Source organism: Tahibacter sp. (assembly GCF_035481375.1).
Taxonomy (GTDB): Bacteria; Pseudomonadota; Gammaproteobacteria; order Xanthomonadales; family Rhodanobacteraceae; genus Tahibacter.
Window position 1 is genome coordinate 1 of record NZ_DATIGT010000022.1, and the last position, 16,646, is coordinate 16,646.

The following is a 16,646-nucleotide window of genomic DNA, read 5'->3' on the forward strand; positions in this document are numbered from 1 at the left end:
CGGTATTTTGAAGACCTCGCCAGCCTGCCGCTCCACGGCGGCGACGTACGCCGCTGCGCTATCTCCCGAACGCACGCGTAGGCACGAAACAGCGTGAACCCTGTCACCGCCTGTAACCTCGACGGCAGTGACGCCTTGCTCCCCTGCGCTAGAATCCGGGGCGTTTTGCAGGGAACGAATGCATGTCCGAGAAGGAATTCCCGCCTCCGCTGCTCTGCCCGCCGCACGCGCATCGGCGACTGCGGTGCGGTTTCGCGCTGGCCGCCCTGCTGCTCGTGTTCGACACGGCGACGGTATCGGCCGCGAAAATCGTCACGACGCTCGGCGGCATCGACGGCGACCTCAAGATCGCCGCGCTCGCCGGTCTCGACCTGACGCAGTATGCCGACCGCGACGTCAGTGCCGCACAGGCGCGCCGCCTCTACGAGCGCGCGCCTGCGCAGATCGCCACGGCGCTCGAACCCTATGGTTACTACGACGCGTCCGTCACCGGCGAACTCAAGGAAACGCCGGAAGGCTGGAACGCAATCCTCACGGTCAAGCCCGGCGAACCGGTCACGGTTGCCGAACTCGACCTGAAACTCGAAGGCGAGGCGCGCGAACTCAAGAGCGTGCGGCTGGCGCTGCGCGCGTTCCAGCCCAAGCAGGGCCAGCCGATGAACCACGACGCCTACGAACGCGGCAAGGCCGCGATCCAGGCGGCGCTGTTCGCCGACGGCTTTCTCGACGCCAAGCTCCTGACGCACCGCGTCGAAGTCACGCGCGGCACGCACAAGGCGACGATCAAGCTCGCCTGGGAGCCGGGCCGGCGCTATCGCATCGGCAGGACCGACTTCGAAGGCAGCCAGTTCAACGAGAACTTCCTGCTGCGCTACGTGCCGTGGAGCGAAGGCGATTTCTATACTCAGGAACAGTTGCTGTCGCTGCAGCAGCGCCTGACCGAAGCCGACTATTTCGCGATCGTCGACGTGAATCCCGATGTGGAGAACGCCGCCGACGGCATCGTACCGATCAAGGTCACGCTGGCGCCGGCCAAGCGCAGCATCTACACCGGCGGCCTGTTCATCGGCACGGATACGGGCTTCGGCGTGCGCGGCGGACTCGAGCGGCGCTGGATGAACCGCCGCGGCCACAAATTCAAGAGCGAACTCATCCTGGCGCAGCGACTCACCTCGGCGTCCGCGCTCTATCAGATCCCGCTGCCCGGCACCGACAGCCGCACGTTCAATTTCGGCGTGAACTACCGCGACGAGGACACCGAAACGACGCGTTCCAAGACCAGCAGCCTCGTCGCGAGCGAAACCCGGCAATGGATGGGCTTCACGCGCACGCTGGGCCTGCATCTGCAGACCGGCGACTTCGAGATCGGCGACCGCAAGCAGGTCGTATTCCGCGGCAATTCCACGATGCTGTATCCGCAGTTCGCGCTGACGCGCAAGCGCGCCGACGATCCCCTGTTCGTGCGTCGCGGCTACTCGGTGAACCTGCTCGCGCGCGCGGCCGTCAAGGGCGCGCTGTCGGATACCGATCTCGTGCAGTTGCGCGGCGACGTGAAATGGATCCGCCAGCTCCAGCGACGGCACCGCCTGATCCTGCGCGGCACCGTCGGCACGAGCTGGGTCGACGACTTCAACCGGCTGCCGCCCGACCTGCGCTTCTTCGCCGGCGGCGATCGCTCGATCCGCGGCTACGGCTACCAGACCATCGGTCCGGAGCTCGAAGTCGATCCGGCGTTCAAGCCCGTCGTCATCGGCGGCAAGCACCTGATCACGGCCGGCGCCGAATACGAGTACTACTTCAAGCCCAAGTGGGGCATCGCGACCTTCGTCGACGCGGGCGACGCATTCTCGGGCACCGAATTCGAGCCGAAGATCGGCGCCGGCCTCGGCCTGCGCTGGCGCTCGCCCGTCGGCATGGTGCGCTTCGACGTCGCCGCGCCGCTGCGCGAGCCGAAGGACGGCGTGCAGATCCACCTCGTCATAGGACCCGACCTGTGAAGCGCGTCCTCAAATGGCTGCTCGCCGCCGTCGCGCTGCTCGTCGTCGCGTTCGTCATCGCGCTGTTCTGGGCGCTGCGCACCGAATCCGGCCTGCGCTTCGCGCTCGACCGGGCCGTCGCCGCGACCGGCGGCAAGCTCACGATCGAATCCGCCGAAGGCACGCTCGCGGGCCCGCTGACCTTGCGCAACGTGCGCTGGAAGGACGTCGGCGTCGACGCGCAGATCGGCCGCGTCACGCTCGACATCGCGCCGCTCGCGCTGATGCGCCGGCTCGCCCATATCGAGAATCTCGACATCGGTGACGTCGTCGTGATCACGACGACGCAGCCGCCGCCGGCGCAGCCACCCGAATCGCAGCCGTTCCCGCAGCAGTTGCCGGTCGACATCGTGCTCGATCGCCTGCTCGTCTCGAACATCCGCGTCAACCACGACGGTGCGGACGTGTTCAACGCGCAGAGCTTCGCGACGCGCGGTTCGTGGGGCAACTACGAAATCGACATCAAGGAGCTGGCGCTGCGCGCGACGCAGGGCGAAATCGATCTCGACGGGTTCGCCAGTACCTCGGGCGACTACCGCGGCAAGGCCAAGGGCCGCTTCCGCTGGAACGTCGACGGCACCGACTACGCCGGAGCGCTCGACCTGATGAGCGACGGCGCCATGCCGACCGTTTCGGTGCAGCTCGAACAACCCGTCGTGCTCAGCGCGTTCGTACGCGCCGATGCGGGCAACACGACGCTGGCCGAACGCGACTGGCTGTTCCAGCTGCAGGCCGCCCGGTTCGACGCGAACAAGCTGCTCAAGGACACGACGCTGAAGACGCTGGGCGTCGATATTTCCGGCAGGGCCGGCAGGAAAGGCGGCGAGTTCGCCGGCACGATCGACGTCGACGACTACCGCGTACTCGTGAATCCCGCGCGCTTCACGCTCGACGAGAAAACGCTGCATGTCGAAACGCTCGCGGTCACTTCGCCGAACGTGCCCGGCAACCTCGAACTCAAGGGCACGGTGCCGCTCGCCGACGACGCCCAGGCCCAGCTCGCGCTGGTCTGGACCGACGTGCTGCTGCCGGCCGCACTTGCCGGACAGGAACTCGCGAGCCGCGGCAACGTCACGCTGAACGGCACGCCGAAACAGTTCGCGCTCGCCGGCGACATGCAGGTCGGGCCGCCGGGCCGGCCCGTCGACATCGCGCTTGCGGTCAACGGCAACGACGAGCGCGTCGCGCTCGAACGCGTGCTGCTGCAGCAGCACCGTGACGGCAAGCCGGCCGGTTCGCTCGTTGCGACCGGCGACGTGACGCTGAAACCCGTGCTCGGCTGGAAGCTCGATGTCAAAGCCGACAAGCTCGACCCCGGCGCGATCGCCGCGGAATGGCCGGGCGCACTGAATCTGCAGCTGTCGACCGAAGGCCGCAGCGAAGCCGACGGCGTCACGGCGACGATCAAGATGCCCAAGCTCGACGGCATCTTGCGCCAGCGCCCCGTGACCGGCACGGCCGACCTGCGGGTCGCGCCCGGCTACGTCATCGACGGCACGCTCGCGCTGGCATCCGGCGACAGCACGCTCGCCGTGCAGGGACGCGGCGGCAAGGATTCTACCGACGCGCGCATCGGCTTCACGCTGGCCTCGCTCGGCGATTTCCTGCCGAAAGCGCAGGGCCGCCTGCGCGGCCAGTTCGACCTCAAGGGCAAATGGCCCGCGCTCGGGATCAACGGCAACGTCTCCGGCGAAGCGCTCGCGTACGACGGCAATCGCGCGACCTCGCTCGAGATCACGGCGAACGTCGCCGACGCCAGCGCGCCGCGCGGCTCGCTGGAACTGCTCGCGACCGGCGTGACCGCGGGCGGCCAGCAGTTCGACCGCGTGAGCCTCGACGGCAAGGGCGATCGCGATTCGCACGAACTCACGTTCAACGCGCGCGGCGATGCGCTGGCCATACAGACGCAGCTGCGCGGCGTGCTCAAGGGCGAAGACTGGAACGGCACCTTGAACCAGCTGAAGCTCGCGCTGAAGGATCAGCCGGAATGGTCGCTCGAACAGCCGGCCGCGCTGTCGTACGCGGGCGGTGCGGCGAAACTCGGCGACCTGTGCCTCGCGGCGCAGGGCCCGCGCATCTGCATCGCCGGCAACCAGGCCGCCGACGGCAGCGCCGAAGGCCGCTATCGCATCGAGCGCCTGCCGCTCGCGATGATCGCGGCCATCACCTCGCCCGACGCGACCTTCGCACTGAGCGGCGAGATCAACGGCGACGGCAGCGTGCGCCGCAGCGCGCAGGGCGCGCTCGACGGCACCGCGAAGATCGGTTCCGCCGAGGGCCGCATCGCGTATCCCGACCGCCCCGATCAGCCGCTGCTCGCCTACACCGGCCTCTCGGTCGACGCGACGTTCGCGCCGCAGTCGCAGCGCATCGTCGTGCAGGGGAAACTCTCCGACGGCGGCAGCATCGATGGCACGATCGGCGTCACAGGCCCCGAGCAGAACCTTTCGGGACAGATCCAGCTCGGCCTCGGCAGCCTTGCCTTTGTGGAACTGTTGACAACCGAAGTCGCCAACACCAAGGGCAAGGTCGACGGCCGCCTCGCCTTCGCCGGCACGATCGCGGTACCCGTCGTCAGCGGCCAGATCCTCGTCGACGGCTTCGCGACCGAAGTGCCCGAAGCCGGCCTGAAGCTCGTCGACGGCAAGGTGCAGATCGACCTCGACGATCAGGGCCGCGTCGCCGTCAACGGCGGCATCAGTTCGGGCAAGGGCCGCCTGAAGATCACCGGCAACGCCGGCACGAGCGCCGATGCACCGCTCGACATCGCGATCGAGGGCCAGGATTTCCTCGCCGCCGACATTCCGGCCGCGCACGTCATCGTGTCGCCGAAACTGACTGTGCGCCGCAACGAACAGGGCCTCGCGGCCAGCGGCGAAGTGAGCATGCCGAAGGCGAACATCGACCTGACGAAACTGCCGGGCGGCGGTGCCGCCAAGACCTCGCCCGACGTCGTCATCGTCGATGCCGACACGGTCGAATCCAAGGATGCGCTGCCGATCACCGCCGACATCACGCTGCGCCTCGGCGACGACGTGAAGCTCAAGGGCTTCGGCCTCGACGGCAGTCTCAACGGCCAGCTCGTCGTCGTCGAGCGCCCGGGCCGCCAGACCACGGGCCGCGGCGAGATCCGCGTCGGCGGCACGTACAAAGCCTACGGACAGGATCTCAAGATCCAGACCGGCCGCCTGCTGTTCGCCGGCACCGCGATCGACAACCCCGGCCTCGATCTGAAAGCCGCGCGCGAGCTCAAGGACGTGACCGCCGGCCTGCGCGTGCAGGGCACCGCGCAGGTGCCCGTGCTGACCGTCTATTCCGAACCCGCGATGGAACAGTCCGAAGCGCTGTCCTACCTGATCACCGGCCGCCCGCTGTCCGCGCTCAAGAGCGGCGAAAGCGATCTCGTCGGCGCCGCCGCGCAGGCGCTCGGCTCCGCGACCGGCGACCTGCTCGCGAAAAGCATAGGCGCGAGACTCGGCGTCGACGCCGCCGTCGCCGACAACACCGCACTCGGCGGTGCCGCGCTGACGGTCGGAAAATACCTTTCTCCCAAACTGTATTTGAGCTATGGCGTCGGCATCTTCACGCCGGGCGAGGTCATCACCCTGCGCTACAAGCTCTCGCGGCTCTGGGAACTCGAAGCCCAGAATGCGACGACCGAAAACCGCGCCGGCTTGAACTACCGCCTGGAAAAGTAGGTTGGAGTAAGCCGCGAACCGCAACATCGCGGTCGCCGCCTCTGCCGAACGCTTGACGAAGCAAGGCACTCGCCGCGGGGCATGTGCCTTCCTTCGTCGGGGGTTCCTCGTAGCGGAATCAGCGTGATGTTGCGGTTCGCCTGCGGCTCAGCGGCAACCTGCGCGGCCCGCATGCTGCTCAGTTGATGAACGTGACGCTGATCCAGGCAGGCTGCCTGCCGCTACCGCCCGGTTCCTGGAACGTGCCGACGTAGAACTCCTTCTTGTTCATCGAGTTCCGCGCAACTGCCGTCATGCAGCGCGACACGTCTCCGCCGGGTCCGTCGCGCCAGCACGACATCTGGACGAACCTCGGCTCCTTCTTCGCCGTGATGAGGTAGGAACCGTTGTTGCCCGTGACCTTGCACTCGGCCGCGCTGCCGTAGGTCACGCGCGGCGTGGCGCCCGTGCCGTCTATCGTGCAGTTGATCGTCGCTGCACGCAGCACCGACGGAGTCGCCAATACCAGCAGAATCATCAACGCTTTCATGAGTCGCTCCGCCGAAGCCGGCCGATTGCCGACAACAGACCGGTGATCTGACGGAATCGAATCTCGCAGCCGGTCCAGCCGCACGACGATGTCCGCGCGACCGGCGGTATGCCGGTAAGTTCGGTACGATCGGCGTCCGACTTCCATCGCGGAAACATTCACCATGCGGATCCGTCGCCTCGCATGCGTTGCGGCCGTCCTGCTGAGCGCCGCTGCCGCGCACGCCGCCGATCTCAGATTGGGCGGCGTTTCGTTGCTGCAACCCGAAGACATCGTCGGAACGCGCGTCGCTTCGGCCGACGAACTGGCCACCTACATGAAAGCGCTGGAAAAAGCGGCCAGTACCTACTTTGCAACCCTGCCATCGAATACGCCGCGCGCCGGCTACCTCGCCGTAGCGGTCAAACCCGTTCGCGCGAGCAACGTATGGATCGACTTCGATCCGCCGTTGAGTACCGCCGAATCCGACGAACTCGTGCGCCGTCTGCGCGCCGTTACACCGATGGAAGCGACGGGCGGCCCCGTCGTATTCGCGCTCAAAGCCAGCGTCGACGGAGCGCCCGAGCCCGCCGCGCCCGCGCCGCGCATTGCCGATTGGGCGCAGGCGGCGAAGGACGCGGGAAAAACGCTCACGATCGACGAGGTCGTACTGCGCAGCTGGAAGCCCTGAGCCCTGCTCGTCCGGCGCGCCACACGTCACGATCACCACTGAATGGACAGCCCATGGATCCTGCATCGCTGCACTGGAAATCCGACCTCGACAACGTCGACTGGGACGCCCTCTCCCACCTCTACCGCATCGCGCCGCTCGGCGAAAAGAAACCCGAAGACCTGAAAGTCTCCTTCGGCAACAGCCGCTATACCTGTCTGGTCTTCGCCGGCGACACGCTCGTCGGCGCCGGCCGCGCCCTTGCCGACGGCGTCGACTGCAGCTATCTCTGCGACGTCGCCGTGCATCCGGACTACCAGGGCATAGGACTCGGCAAGGCGATCATCGAACGTCTGCGCGACCTGTCGGCCGGGCATCGCAAGATCATTCTGTATGCAAATCCCGGCAAGGAAGGGTTTTACGCAAAACTCGGTTTTCGGCGAATGCTGACGGCGATGGCGATATTTGCGAATCAGCAGAGGGCGGCACAGACCGGGCTCGTTGCGGAAGATTGACGAAACTGCTCGGCGGTTGCCCGCATCGGGAGCGGAGTCGACTCCGGAAAGCGTCCGCGACGTTTGTCGTAGGGCGCAATAAGCGCAGCGCATTGCGCCGTCTCAACGGTGCGATGCCCATGCATTGCGCCACGCTCCTTGCGAAACCGGACATGGCGCAATGCGCTGCGCTTGTTGCGCCCTTGGGCATGCTGCATCTCACCGGCTCGTGTTGCGCCGACAACCGGGGCAGCGGGGCTCGGGCGGATTTGGCGCAATGCGCTGCGCTTATTGCGCCCTACGGTCTGCGTCCGAATACGCAGGCCGCGGCATGGGTACGGCGCTAAGGCCCATCGAATCCATTCGCAAACACCGGATCGCCGAGCTGCCGATCGACCTTGATCGCCCACCATTTCGTCGTCGCGCCCGGCAGGATCATGACGACGCCACTCGCGGATGTAGTCGAGCTTGTAGGTCAGCGCAACCGGCGGAATGCCCGATGCGGTCAGCGCGATGCGCGTGGAGCGCAGTACCTGCGGTCGGCGCCGGTACCGGTGCCGCCGAGCGGCGTCAGGTCGACGCGATGGAGTGCGTCGGCTTCGGACATGTAGTTCCACAGCCACAGGGACACGTCGTCGCTGAAGAACTCGACGCTGTCGCGGCGCATCGGCGCGCTGGAGAAAGCCGTCGGGCTGCGCCTGCTGCACCGGACTACCCGCAAGGTCGAGCCGACCGGGGCCGGGCGCCTCTATTTCGAGCGCTGCAAGCACATCGTCGACGAAGCGCGGCTGGCCCACGAGCAGCTCGGCGAGAGGCTGGCCCAGCCCAGCGGCGTGCTGCGCCCCCTGCCCGTAGACTTTGCGAACATTTCATGCTTCCACTCGTGGTGGAATTCGCACCACGCTGTCCGGGCATCAGCTTCGAGTTCGATCTCACGCCACGCCGCATCGATCTCGTGACCAAACCGTTCGATGTCGCGATCCGCACGGGTGTGCCGCCGAATTCGAGTCTGGTCGCACGCCAGCTCGCCGAGATTCCGCAGGCGCTGTATGCCTCACCGCGCTACCTGGAACGCGCCGGCGAACCGAGGCAGCCCGCCGATCTGGCACAACACGAATGCCTGCGTTTCCATGGGCTGAAGGCCGATACCCCGACACTGCATCGCGGCGGCGAGTCCACCGAGATCACGGTCATGGGACGCTTTCGCGTCAACAGCATGGGCATGCTCGAACGCCTCGCCCGACATGAGCAGGGCGTCGCAGTCCTCGCCGGGCCGCTCGTCGCCGAGGCGGTTGCCGCCGGACAACTGCAGCGCGTGCTGCCGCAATGACAGGCACCGCCGGTACCGGCCTATGCCATCACCGAAACCCGCCTGCTGCCGGCGAAGACGCAACGCTTCATCGAGTTTCTGCGCGAGCATCTCGCACGGATGTAGCCCGACTGCGTCGTCTTCGCGCAGCGCGAGCACGGCGCGCACTGAAACGCTGCCGCAGCACGCGGACCCGCGCGGAAACTCCAGCTGCCTCGGCATCGTCGCCGCGTTCGCATTGCTGCCGTTCGGCGGCCTGCTGACCTGGTCACGCGCTGAGCCGGCGTCGCGCGCGAGTGCGCCGCGGAAGGAGCCTCCCTCGCCCCCGTGGCACCGGCTGGCTTGTCGCAGCGCAACAGCGGCCCCTGGTGGTTTTCCCTACTATTTCATACGCATACGTACGCAGGGCAAACATTCGTAAAGGCATGACCCCGCCTCGCAACGCCTTCCGTCGCTTCCCTACTATCGGCGCGAGTCAGTCCAGAGACCTATTCGACCAGGCCCATGGACTGATCTGTCACGGGTCGCATCGCGCGACTTCGATTCGCCGCCGTCACGGGCGGCATCTACACGGGGATGGGCAAATGAGGGGTTCGTTCAAGAAATCGGTGTGGCTCGCGGGCGGCGTGCTGCTGGCGGTTGCGGCGGGTGCGCCGGGCATCGCCCTGGCCAAGGAACGCGACGACGCGACGGCGCGGCGGCAGGCGATGGACGAGTGGTACAACGAAAGCTATTCACAGCGCGGCAAAGGCACCAAATCGCAGAAGTATCAAAAGCAGCTCTGGCCGGCGGAATTCCAGCGCTTCATGCTGGAGGCGGCCAAGCGCGAACGCCAGCGCAGCGGACGCCTCCTGCCGGGCAGCGATACGTCCGACGCCGTGATCGATCCGCAGGCTTCGGCGAAGGTCACCGTCAACGGCAACTGGACGAACATCGGGCCGACGGCCGCGAGCTACGCGCAGAACGGCGGTACGACGCTCAACAACGTCAGCGATACGGGCCGCGTGCGCAGCATCGTCACCGATCCGAACAACGCGCAGACGATCTACGTCGCGTTCGCCGGCGGCGGCGTCTGGAAGTCGACCGACGGCGGCGCGTTCTGGAACGCGAAGACCGAGACGCTGGGTTCGCTCTCGGTCGGCACGCTGGAGATGGATCCGAACGACGCGAACACGCTCTACCTCGGCCTCGGCGATCCGTTCGACGGCACCGGCGTCGGCCTGTCGAAGTCGACCGACGGCGCGAACACCTGGAGCAATCCGGTCGTGCTCGGCACGGCGACGATCATTCCCGACATCGCGATTCCGTCGAACAACTCGAACCTCGTGCTCGTCGCGACGAACAAGGGGCTCTACCGCTCTACCGACGGTGGCGCGAACTACGCGTCGGTCGCGATCAACACCGGTTCTGCCGAGACGCCGTACGTCTGGTCGATCGCCTGGGGCGGCGGCACCAATTTCGTGCTGAGCCTCGAAGCCTCGCCGAGTGCTGCGGCCACCGACGGCCAGATCTGGCGCTCGACCGACAGCGGCGCGACCTGGACGCGCGCGGCCGGCGTGACCGACGGCAGCGGCATCTCGCGCGTGACGGTCGCTTCGGCGCCGTCGGATCGCACGACGATGTACGCGCTGGCCGCGAACGGCACCGGCACCGCGAACGATTTCGCGAACCTGTTCAAGTCGATCGACGGCGGCGCGACCTGGACCGGCGTCGGCGCGACGAAGAAGGGCAACCGCTCGACCTACAAGAGCTATTCGAACCGCAACACCGAGTCGACCACGCTGCAGAACGTGCTCGGCGGCCAGGGCTGGTACAACCAGATGGTCGCAGTCCATCCGACGAACAAGAACGAGGTCTACTTCGGCGGCCAGCTGCTCGTCGCGAAGACCGCCGACGGCGGCGGCACGTATTCGCAGGTGTCGAACTGGCTCGCGCAGTTCGGTCTGCCCTACGTGCACGCCGACATGCATGCGGCGCATTTCGACCGCAACGGCACGCTCTATGTCGGTTCCGACGGCGGCATGTTCTTCACGGCCAACGGCGGCGCGAGCTGGAGCGCCGCCGCGAACGAAGGCATTGCGGCGCACCTGATCTATCAGGTCGGCTCGTCGACCAACAACCGCAACGCGGTCATCGCGGGCCTGCAGGACAACGGCACGCGCGTGCGCGTCGGCACGACCGGCGTGTTCAATCAGGAAATCGGCGGCGACGGCTTCGGCTGCGACATCAACCAGACCAACGCGAATCAGATGCTCGGCAGCCTGTACTACTCGCGCATCCAGAAGAGCACCGACGGCGGCCTGAACTTCGTCTCGGCCTGCTCGGGCATCACCGAGTGCAACAACTCCAGTTCGGCGCCGTTCCTGACCGTGATCAAGCGCTGGGACGGCGACGTCAGCGGCAATACGCTGTATACCTACAGTAATACAAAGGTATACAAGACCACGAACTATGCCGGCTCCTGGAGCGCGCTCGGCACCACCGGCCTGCCGACGACGAGCCTGTTCATCCGCGGCGTCAATGCGGCGCGCAGCAGCGCCAGCGTGGTCGGCCTCGTCGCGAACGGCGGCCGCGTCTATCTGTCGACCAACGGCGGCACGAGCTGGACCGCTTCGGGTGCACTGCCGAACCACGACTCGAGCCTGAGTTCGATCGCCTACGACACGGCGGACACGGACATCATCTATGTGTCGTCGGTCGCGCCGAATTCGACGAAGACGCATCTGTGGCGTTCGAGCAACGGCGGCACGAGCTGGACGGCCATCGACGGCGGCGGCTTCCCGACCGGCGTGCCGGTCAACAGCGTCAGCGTCGACCCGGTCACGTCGACGACGCTGTATGCCGCGACGCACCTCGGCGCGTACTACTCGACCGACAGCGGCACGACCTGGTCGCGCCTCGGCGCGGGCATGCCGCTCGTCAACGTGACCGACCTCTACGTCTCGCGCGACGGCACGCTCGTTCGCGCGGCGACGTTCGGCCGTTCGGCCTGGGAACTCGCGCAGTAATCCCGCGCGGCCGCATGCGCAGTGAATCGCGCGGAAGCAGGATTCCGGTCTGCGTGACCGGCGAAGGGCGCGGCGCGAGCCGCGCCCTTCTTTCTATTCAGGCGTATTCATTCACGCGCGGCCGACTGCCCGAGCAGGCGTTCGAGTTCGCCCCGCCGGTGCTGCAGCTCGGCCACGCGACGGCGTGCCTGCGCCAGCATCGCGATCGCCAGTACAAGCAGACCCGCGCCGACGACCGCGGCCGTCCACGCCACCGTCGTTCCGGCGACCATGACCGCCGCACACGCTCCGGCGAAGAACAGGCCCGTGAACGCGACGGCCATCGTGCCGGCGGCGACGCGATGCCGCGCCATCAACGGCCGACGCTGTCGCAGCACCCACCCGGCGTAACCGATCCAGGCCGCCTCGATCACGGCCATCGCGGTCAGCGCGGTGCGCGTGTGCCGCGGCAGCGCGGGTTCGGTGGCGAGCAGCGCAACGATCACGACGCCCATCAGCAGGGCGGCGAGCAGCAGGGCGACATGTCCGTAGCGCCCGGCAGGCGACAGCGCGCGCGCGGTGATGCGGTGCAGTTCGGCTTCGAGGGACGTCGGCGAAACAGGGGCGATCATGGCAGGACTCCTTCGGACAGCAGTTGTCGACGCAGCAGCGTTCGCGCGCGGAACAGTCGGGATTTGACGGTGCCGGCCGGAATGCCGAGCGCATGGGCGATGTCGACGAGCGACAGTTGTTCCAGATAGAACAGGGTCAGCACTTCGCGTTCGACGAGCGGAAGGCTGTCGATGCCGCCGGCAAGCGCGCGTTCGCGATCGGCGCGGTCGTCGCCGTCATCGACGGCGGCCAGTGTCTCTGTGTCGGCGCTGTCGTCCACGGGCATCGCGTAGCGGCTGCGCAACCGATCCATGAACGTACGATGCGCAATGCCGAACAGCCAGGCGCGGAACTGCGCGGCGTCGCGCAGCCGGCCTATGCCCTGCAGCACGCGCAGCCAGACGTCCTGGGTCAGATCGCTCGCGAGTTCGGCATCAGCCGCGAGCTTCATCGCATAGCGCTGCAGCGACGCGGCCCAGCGGCGCACCAGCTCGGCGAACGCATCGCGCTCGCCGAGCTGGCAGCGCACGACCAGCAGCTGGTCGGCGATGTCGCGATGCGTGCTTTCCGGCTCCATCGTGAGGTCTCTGTCGTTTCGTCGACACCGTAGTCGGAAAAACCCGCGAAAGGTTCACGGAGGCGGCGACTGACGCGTCGCTCGGCTTCCTCTCCCCCGGCTGCTGTCGGGGGAGGGCTGGGTGAGCAGGGTCTTCGCCTGGTCCACAGGGCGCATTCGCGACAAGCGAACACCGCAGCGCCTGACGTTTTCTCCCCCTCACCCAAGCCTCTCCCGGGGCAGGCCCGGAGGAGAGGGCTCTATCGGCGATCTACGCAAGCTTCGCCGCAAAATGCTCGCGCACGTGCCGGTTGATGTACGTGTTCAGTCCGCGCCCGCTGCGTGCGAGGCGCTGCATCTGCCGCACGTGTTTCGCGCCCGGCGCGGACGCGTCGTAGCGATAGGTCCCGCCGTGCTTGAAGCGAATCACGATGAACCCAGGGCCGACTTCGTAGGCGGCGATGCCGGAGTCGCGTTCGAGATCCGCGTAGGCCTGCATGAGCGTGTCACTGCGACGAGTGACGGCAGCTTCCCGCCGGCGGCGTGTTCGCGCCGCGAATTCGGCGTCGCGACGCCCCGGACAGGTTCGCTAGACTGCGCCGTCCGCCATCGTCCCGCCGACCGCATCTTCATGTCCTACCGCTCGCATCGCCGCGCAGCGCTCGACGAATCGCAGCCGCTCGCGCACCGCGCCTCGCATGCGCGCTCCTGCGCGCTGCATGTCGCGAACGGGCTTCGCGTGCAGCGCGAGGCCGTCATCGCCGCGGTCGCGAAGCGGACCGGTGCAGATCTTCACGCGCCGGCGGACGGCGACGCGCTGGCGCGCGCGCTCGACTGCCTCGAGGCATTGCGGCTGCGCCAACTTCCGCTGGACGCGTAGCGCCGCTCAGTCGATGCCGCAAGGCACGACGCCGTCGCGCAGCGGCGTCGCGTTCGGAAACCGGATCGTCGCCGTCGTGCCGCGGCCGAGCACGCTGTCGAGCTGCAGCGGCCAGCCGAAGCGGTCGGACAGCCGTTTGACGATGGTCAGGCCGACGCCGTGGCCGCCGCGCGGGTTGCGGCCGGCATGGAAGAACGGGGTGAACACCTGCGCGAGATCGCCGTCGCTGATGCCCACCCCGGTGTCTTCCACGCGCACGAAGTCGCTGCCTATCGTGACGACGACGCGGCCCTGCTCGGTGAAATGACACGCGTTGCGCAGCAGATTGCCGAGCACCACCGAAAGCACGCGCGGCGAGGCGTGCAGGCAGAAGCTGCCTTCGTGCTGCAGCAGCAGCTGCACGGGCTTGTTGTCGAGCAGCGGCCGCACGAGATCGATCTCGTCGTCGACGACTTCGCCGATGCGGAAATCCTCTTCCGGCAGCCCGGTATCGGACTCGCGCGCGAGGATCAGGAAGGCTTCGATCAGCGCTTCCATGTCGCGCGTCGCCGTGCGGATGCGGCCGATCGAGCGGCGCGCGAACGCGGTGAGCTGTTCCTCGTCTTCGAGCACGTCCGCGGCGACCTTGATGATGGTCAGCGGACTGCGCAGCTCGTGGCTCGCATCGCGCGTGAAGTTGCGTTCGCGCTCGACGAATTCGTCGATGCGGCGCATGAATGCGCGCAACGCGCCGGCGAGCGCCTCGGCGTCGTGGTCGGTCTGCTCGGGCAGCTTGTCGAGTTCGAGCGCGCCGAGGTCGCCGGCCTTCGGATCCCAGTCGCGCACGGCGCGCGCGAGTGCGACGACCGGCGTGACCGCGCGGCGCGAGGCGCGATAGGTCAGCCAGGTCGTGAAATAGATGATGACGAGTACGAGCGCGAGCAGCGCGACGCCGAACACGAGCAGGAACGCATGCACGCGGCCGCGGTCGAACACGAGCAGCAGCCGGCCGGGCTCGCCGTCGACGACATAGACGAGATCGTCGCGGCCCTCGATGTCGCGGCCGTGGAAGCCCGGCGCCAGCCCCTGCAGGTCCGCCGGCACGGCGCCGTGCCGCGCGTCGCCGATGAGGTAGGCGCGCAGATTGTAGGTATGCGGCAAGGCCGCATCGGGGCGTGTGCGCAGCCGCTGCAGCGCGTACTGCGCTTCCTCCTCGAGCGCGCGCCTGATCAGATGATCTTCGATGACGACGCCGGCGCCATAGACGCCGATGAGCGTCGCGAGACTGATCGCGGCGAGCTGCAGGAAGAAGACGGCTCGGATCTTGCGCCGAATGCCCCCGGGCCGATCCATCGATCAGGCCTGACTGCTCGCCGCGAGTTCCGCATCGAGATCGGCCAGTCGGTATCCGGCGCTGTGGATGGTGTGCAGCAGCTGCTGCTGGAACGGCTTGTCGATGATCTTGCGCAGGTTGTACAGGTGCGAGCGCAAGGTATCGGAGTCGGGCAGCGTGTCGCCCCAGATCTCGCGCTCGATGTCGCGCCGGCTCACGACGCGCGGCGACTCGCGCATGAGGATGGTCAGAAGCTTGATGCCGATCGGCGACACGACGAGTTCGTGGCCGCCGCGCGTCAGGCGCAAGGTGGCCGTATCGAGGACGAGGTCGGCCACTTTCAGCACTTCCGCACTGACGAGGCGGCGATCGCGCCGGATCAGCGCGCGCACGCGCGCTTCGAGTTCGCGGATCTCGAACGGCTTGACGAGGTAGTCGTCGGCGCCCGCATCGAGGCCGACGAGCTTGTCGTCGAGCGTGTCGCGCGCGGTCAGCATGAGCACCGGCGTCGACTTCTTCGCTTCGTTGCGCAGCCGCCGGCAGAGATCGATGCCGTCCATGCCGGGCAGCATCAGATCGAGCACGATGACGTCGTAGCTGTTGTTCGTCGCCAGACGCAGCCCGGTCAAGCCGTCGGTGGCGTAGTCGATGCCGTAGCCGCGGCGTTCGAGGTATTCGCCGACCATCTCGGCGATGCCGCGGTTGTCTTCGATCAGCAGGATCAGCCCTGCCGGTTCCTCACGCTGCTTCATGTCCCCTCCTGGCCGGGGCGAGGTCGGTCTTCACATTTGTGAAGATTCGTCGCCGCACGGTGATGGCGGTGTGAACGCGGAAAATCCATCCCGATCCGGCTTCCTAGAACTCCTTCCCCGCCACCGCCCAGACGTTCTCCAGCAGCTTCGGCTGCCCCTGCGCATTCGGATGCAGGCCGTCGTCCTGCATCAGCGCGGCATCGAGCGCGACGCCGTCGAGCAGGAACGGGACCAGCGGCACATTGAATTCGCCGGCCAAGTCCCGATACATCGCGCGCAGGCCGTCGCGGTATTGCGGACCGTAGTTGACCGGCAGCTCGATGCCGACCAGCACGGCGCGCGATTTCGCGTCGCGGATCCGGCCCAGCAGTTTCACGAGGTTCGCGCGGATTTCGGCAAGCGGCAGTCCGCGCAGGCCATCGTTCGCACCGAGTTCGAGAAAGACCAGCGCGGGGCGGTGTTCGGTCAGCAGCGCGGGCAGCCGCGCGAGACCGCCGGAGGTCGTCTCGCCGCTGATCGAGGCATTGACGACGCGGCGCTGCTTGCCGTTCGCGTCGAGGCGCTGCTGCAGCAGATTCACCCAGCCGGCCTCGCGCGCGATGCCGTGGGCCGCCGACAGCGAGTCGCCGAGCACGAGCACCGTGCCGGCGGGCGCCGAGGCGGAAGCCGCAAAACTCACAAATGAAAAAAACAGAACAATCAGGAACAGGAAACGCCGCATGTCGCCGACCGCCGATGTCATTTTGAGTGCCAGCGATGTTAGCAAAGCCGTTCTCGGGCCCGACGGCCGGCTGCAGATCCTCGATCAGGTCAGCCTTTCCGTACCCGCCGG

16 protein-coding genes are annotated in these 16,646 nt (G+C 67.3%); 8 read left to right on the forward strand and 8 right to left on the reverse strand.

Features of this window, described 5'->3' with window-relative positions; genetic code table 11:
- Nucleotides 1–182: 182 nt before the first annotated feature.
- Nucleotides 183–1,997, forward strand: coding sequence for an autotransporter assembly complex family protein (locus tag VLF18_RS01275; RefSeq protein ID WP_325277799.1), 1,815 nt, complete (start codon nt 183–185; stop codon nt 1,995–1,997).
- The gene (locus tag VLF18_RS01280; protein ID WP_325277800.1) at nt 1,994–5,734 is read left to right on the forward strand and encodes a translocation/assembly module TamB domain-containing protein; all 3,741 of its coding nucleotides are present in this window, start codon (nt 1,994–1,996) and stop codon (nt 5,732–5,734) included. Before VLF18_RS01275 ends, VLF18_RS01280 begins: the two co-directional genes overlap by 4 nt.
- 178 nt (nt 5,735–5,912) lie before the next feature.
- Here VLF18_RS01280 and VLF18_RS01285 read toward each other — a convergent pair whose 3' ends face one another.
- Nucleotides 5,913–6,428, reverse strand: a complete 516-nt coding sequence (locus tag VLF18_RS01285) for a hypothetical protein (RefSeq protein ID WP_325277801.1) — start codon at nt 6,426–6,428, stop codon at nt 5,913–5,915.
- Between the two features lie 88 nt (nt 6,429–6,516).
- Between VLF18_RS01285 and VLF18_RS01290 the strand changes: the two genes are divergently transcribed.
- Together VLF18_RS01290 and VLF18_RS01295 are read left to right on the forward strand one after the other, a co-directional pair.
- Nucleotides 6,517–6,933, forward strand: coding sequence for a hypothetical protein (locus VLF18_RS01290; protein ID WP_325277802.1), 417 nt, complete (start codon nt 6,517–6,519; stop codon nt 6,931–6,933).
- Nucleotides 6,934–6,986: 53 nt separating this feature from the next.
- Complete coding sequence (locus tag VLF18_RS01295) at nt 6,987–7,427, forward strand: GNAT family N-acetyltransferase (RefSeq protein WP_325277803.1); 441 nt, start codon at nt 6,987–6,989, stop codon at nt 7,425–7,427.
- Nucleotides 7,428–7,911: 484 nt separating this feature from the next.
- Here the strand turns inward: VLF18_RS01295 and VLF18_RS01300 are convergent, their stop codons facing one another.
- A complete protein-coding gene (locus tag VLF18_RS01300) occupies nt 7,912–8,073 on the reverse strand; it encodes a hypothetical protein (RefSeq protein WP_325277804.1) in 162 nt (53 codons plus the stop codon).
- Between the two features lie 7 nt (nt 8,074–8,080).
- On the opposite strand from VLF18_RS01300, the gene VLF18_RS01305 reads away from it, so the two are divergent.
- From VLF18_RS01305 to VLF18_RS01315, 3 genes are all read left to right on the forward strand, one after another.
- On the forward strand, nt 8,081–8,365 hold the full coding sequence (locus tag VLF18_RS01305; RefSeq protein ID WP_325277814.1) for a hypothetical protein: 285 nt from the start codon (nt 8,081–8,083) through the stop codon (nt 8,363–8,365).
- Nucleotides 8,278–8,736: a substrate binding domain-containing protein gene (locus tag VLF18_RS01310; RefSeq protein WP_325277805.1), complete on the forward strand. Its 459-nt coding sequence runs from the start codon at nt 8,278–8,280 to the stop codon at nt 8,734–8,736. The genes VLF18_RS01305 and VLF18_RS01310 overlap by 88 nt, the downstream gene beginning before the upstream one ends.
- A 563-nt stretch (nt 8,737–9,299) precedes the next feature.
- A complete protein-coding gene (locus VLF18_RS01315; protein WP_325277806.1) occupies nt 9,300–11,723 on the forward strand; it encodes a hypothetical protein in 2,424 nt (807 codons plus the stop codon).
- A gap of 107 nt (nt 11,724–11,830) precedes the next feature.
- On the opposite strand, the gene VLF18_RS01320 is transcribed toward VLF18_RS01315, so the two are convergent.
- From VLF18_RS01320 to VLF18_RS01330, 3 genes are all read right to left on the reverse strand, one after another.
- Nucleotides 11,831–12,334, reverse strand: coding sequence for a hypothetical protein (locus tag VLF18_RS01320; RefSeq protein WP_325277807.1), 504 nt, complete (start codon nt 12,332–12,334; stop codon nt 11,831–11,833).
- Nucleotides 12,331–12,891 (reverse strand): RNA polymerase sigma factor, encoded by a 561-nt coding sequence (locus tag VLF18_RS01325; RefSeq protein ID WP_325277808.1) that lies wholly within the window; start codon nt 12,889–12,891, stop codon nt 12,331–12,333. The genes VLF18_RS01320 and VLF18_RS01325 overlap by 4 nt, the downstream gene beginning before the upstream one ends.
- Before the next feature lie 250 nt (nt 12,892–13,141).
- A complete protein-coding gene (locus VLF18_RS01330) occupies nt 13,142–13,369 on the reverse strand; it encodes a hypothetical protein (protein ID WP_325277809.1) in 228 nt (75 codons plus the stop codon).
- A gap of 132 nt (nt 13,370–13,501) precedes the next feature.
- On the opposite strand from VLF18_RS01330, the gene VLF18_RS01335 reads away from it, so the two are divergent.
- On the forward strand, nt 13,502–13,750 hold the full coding sequence (locus tag VLF18_RS01335; RefSeq protein ID WP_325277810.1) for a hypothetical protein: 249 nt from the start codon (nt 13,502–13,504) through the stop codon (nt 13,748–13,750).
- A gap of 6 nt (nt 13,751–13,756) precedes the next feature.
- Here the strand turns inward: VLF18_RS01335 and VLF18_RS01340 are convergent, their stop codons facing one another.
- The 3 genes from VLF18_RS01340 to VLF18_RS01350 all read right to left on the reverse strand — a co-directional run bounded on the left by VLF18_RS01340 (nt 13,757) and on the right by VLF18_RS01350 (nt 16,535).
- Nucleotides 13,757–15,082, reverse strand: coding sequence for a HAMP domain-containing sensor histidine kinase (locus tag VLF18_RS01340; RefSeq protein WP_325277811.1), 1,326 nt, complete (start codon nt 15,080–15,082; stop codon nt 13,757–13,759).
- 3 nt (nt 15,083–15,085) lie between these two features.
- Nucleotides 15,086–15,814 carry a response regulator transcription factor gene (locus tag VLF18_RS01345; RefSeq protein ID WP_325277812.1) on the reverse strand — a complete coding sequence of 243 codons (729 nt, stop codon included), beginning with the start codon at nt 15,812–15,814 and terminating at the stop codon, nt 15,086–15,088.
- Nucleotides 15,815–15,917: 103 nt separating this feature from the next.
- The gene (locus VLF18_RS01350; protein ID WP_325277813.1) at nt 15,918–16,535 is read right to left on the reverse strand and encodes an arylesterase; all 618 of its coding nucleotides are present in this window, start codon (nt 16,533–16,535) and stop codon (nt 15,918–15,920) included.
- Nucleotides 16,536–16,646 lie beyond the last annotated feature (111 nt).

What these genes read in the sequence shown, in the direction of transcription:
- VLF18_RS01275 (WP_325277799.1), top strand. Translation starts at nt 183, where the DNA reads ATGTCCGAGAAGGAATTCCCGCCTCCGCTGCTCTGCCCGCCGCACGCG.
- VLF18_RS01330 (WP_325277809.1), bottom strand. Translation starts at nt 13,369, where the DNA reads ATGCAGGCCTACGCGGATCTCGAACGCGACTCCGGCATCGCCGCCTAC.
- VLF18_RS01320 (WP_325277807.1), bottom strand. Translation starts at nt 12,334, where the DNA reads ATGATCGCCCCTGTTTCGCCGACGTCCCTCGAAGCCGAACTGCACCGC.
- VLF18_RS01315 (WP_325277806.1), top strand. Translation starts at nt 9,300, where the DNA reads ATGAGGGGTTCGTTCAAGAAATCGGTGTGGCTCGCGGGCGGCGTGCTG.
- VLF18_RS01340 (WP_325277811.1), bottom strand. Translation starts at nt 15,082, where the DNA reads ATGGATCGGCCCGGGGGCATTCGGCGCAAGATCCGAGCCGTCTTCTTC.
- VLF18_RS01325 (WP_325277808.1), bottom strand. Translation starts at nt 12,891, where the DNA reads ATGGAGCCGGAAAGCACGCATCGCGACATCGCCGACCAGCTGCTGGTC.
- VLF18_RS01335 (WP_325277810.1), top strand. Translation starts at nt 13,502, where the DNA reads ATGTCCTACCGCTCGCATCGCCGCGCAGCGCTCGACGAATCGCAGCCG.
- VLF18_RS01350 (WP_325277813.1), bottom strand. Translation starts at nt 16,535, where the DNA reads ATGCGGCGTTTCCTGTTCCTGATTGTTCTGTTTTTTTCATTTGTGAGT.
- VLF18_RS01310 (WP_325277805.1), top strand. Translation starts at nt 8,278, where the DNA reads ATGCTTCCACTCGTGGTGGAATTCGCACCACGCTGTCCGGGCATCAGC.
- VLF18_RS01285 (WP_325277801.1), bottom strand. Translation starts at nt 6,428, where the DNA reads ATGGTGAATGTTTCCGCGATGGAAGTCGGACGCCGATCGTACCGAACT.
- VLF18_RS01345 (WP_325277812.1), bottom strand. Translation starts at nt 15,814, where the DNA reads ATGAAGCAGCGTGAGGAACCGGCAGGGCTGATCCTGCTGATCGAAGAC.
- VLF18_RS01295 (WP_325277803.1), top strand. Translation starts at nt 6,987, where the DNA reads ATGGATCCTGCATCGCTGCACTGGAAATCCGACCTCGACAACGTCGAC.
- VLF18_RS01300 (WP_325277804.1), bottom strand. Translation starts at nt 8,073, where the DNA reads ATGCGCCGCGACAGCGTCGAGTTCTTCAGCGACGACGTGTCCCTGTGG.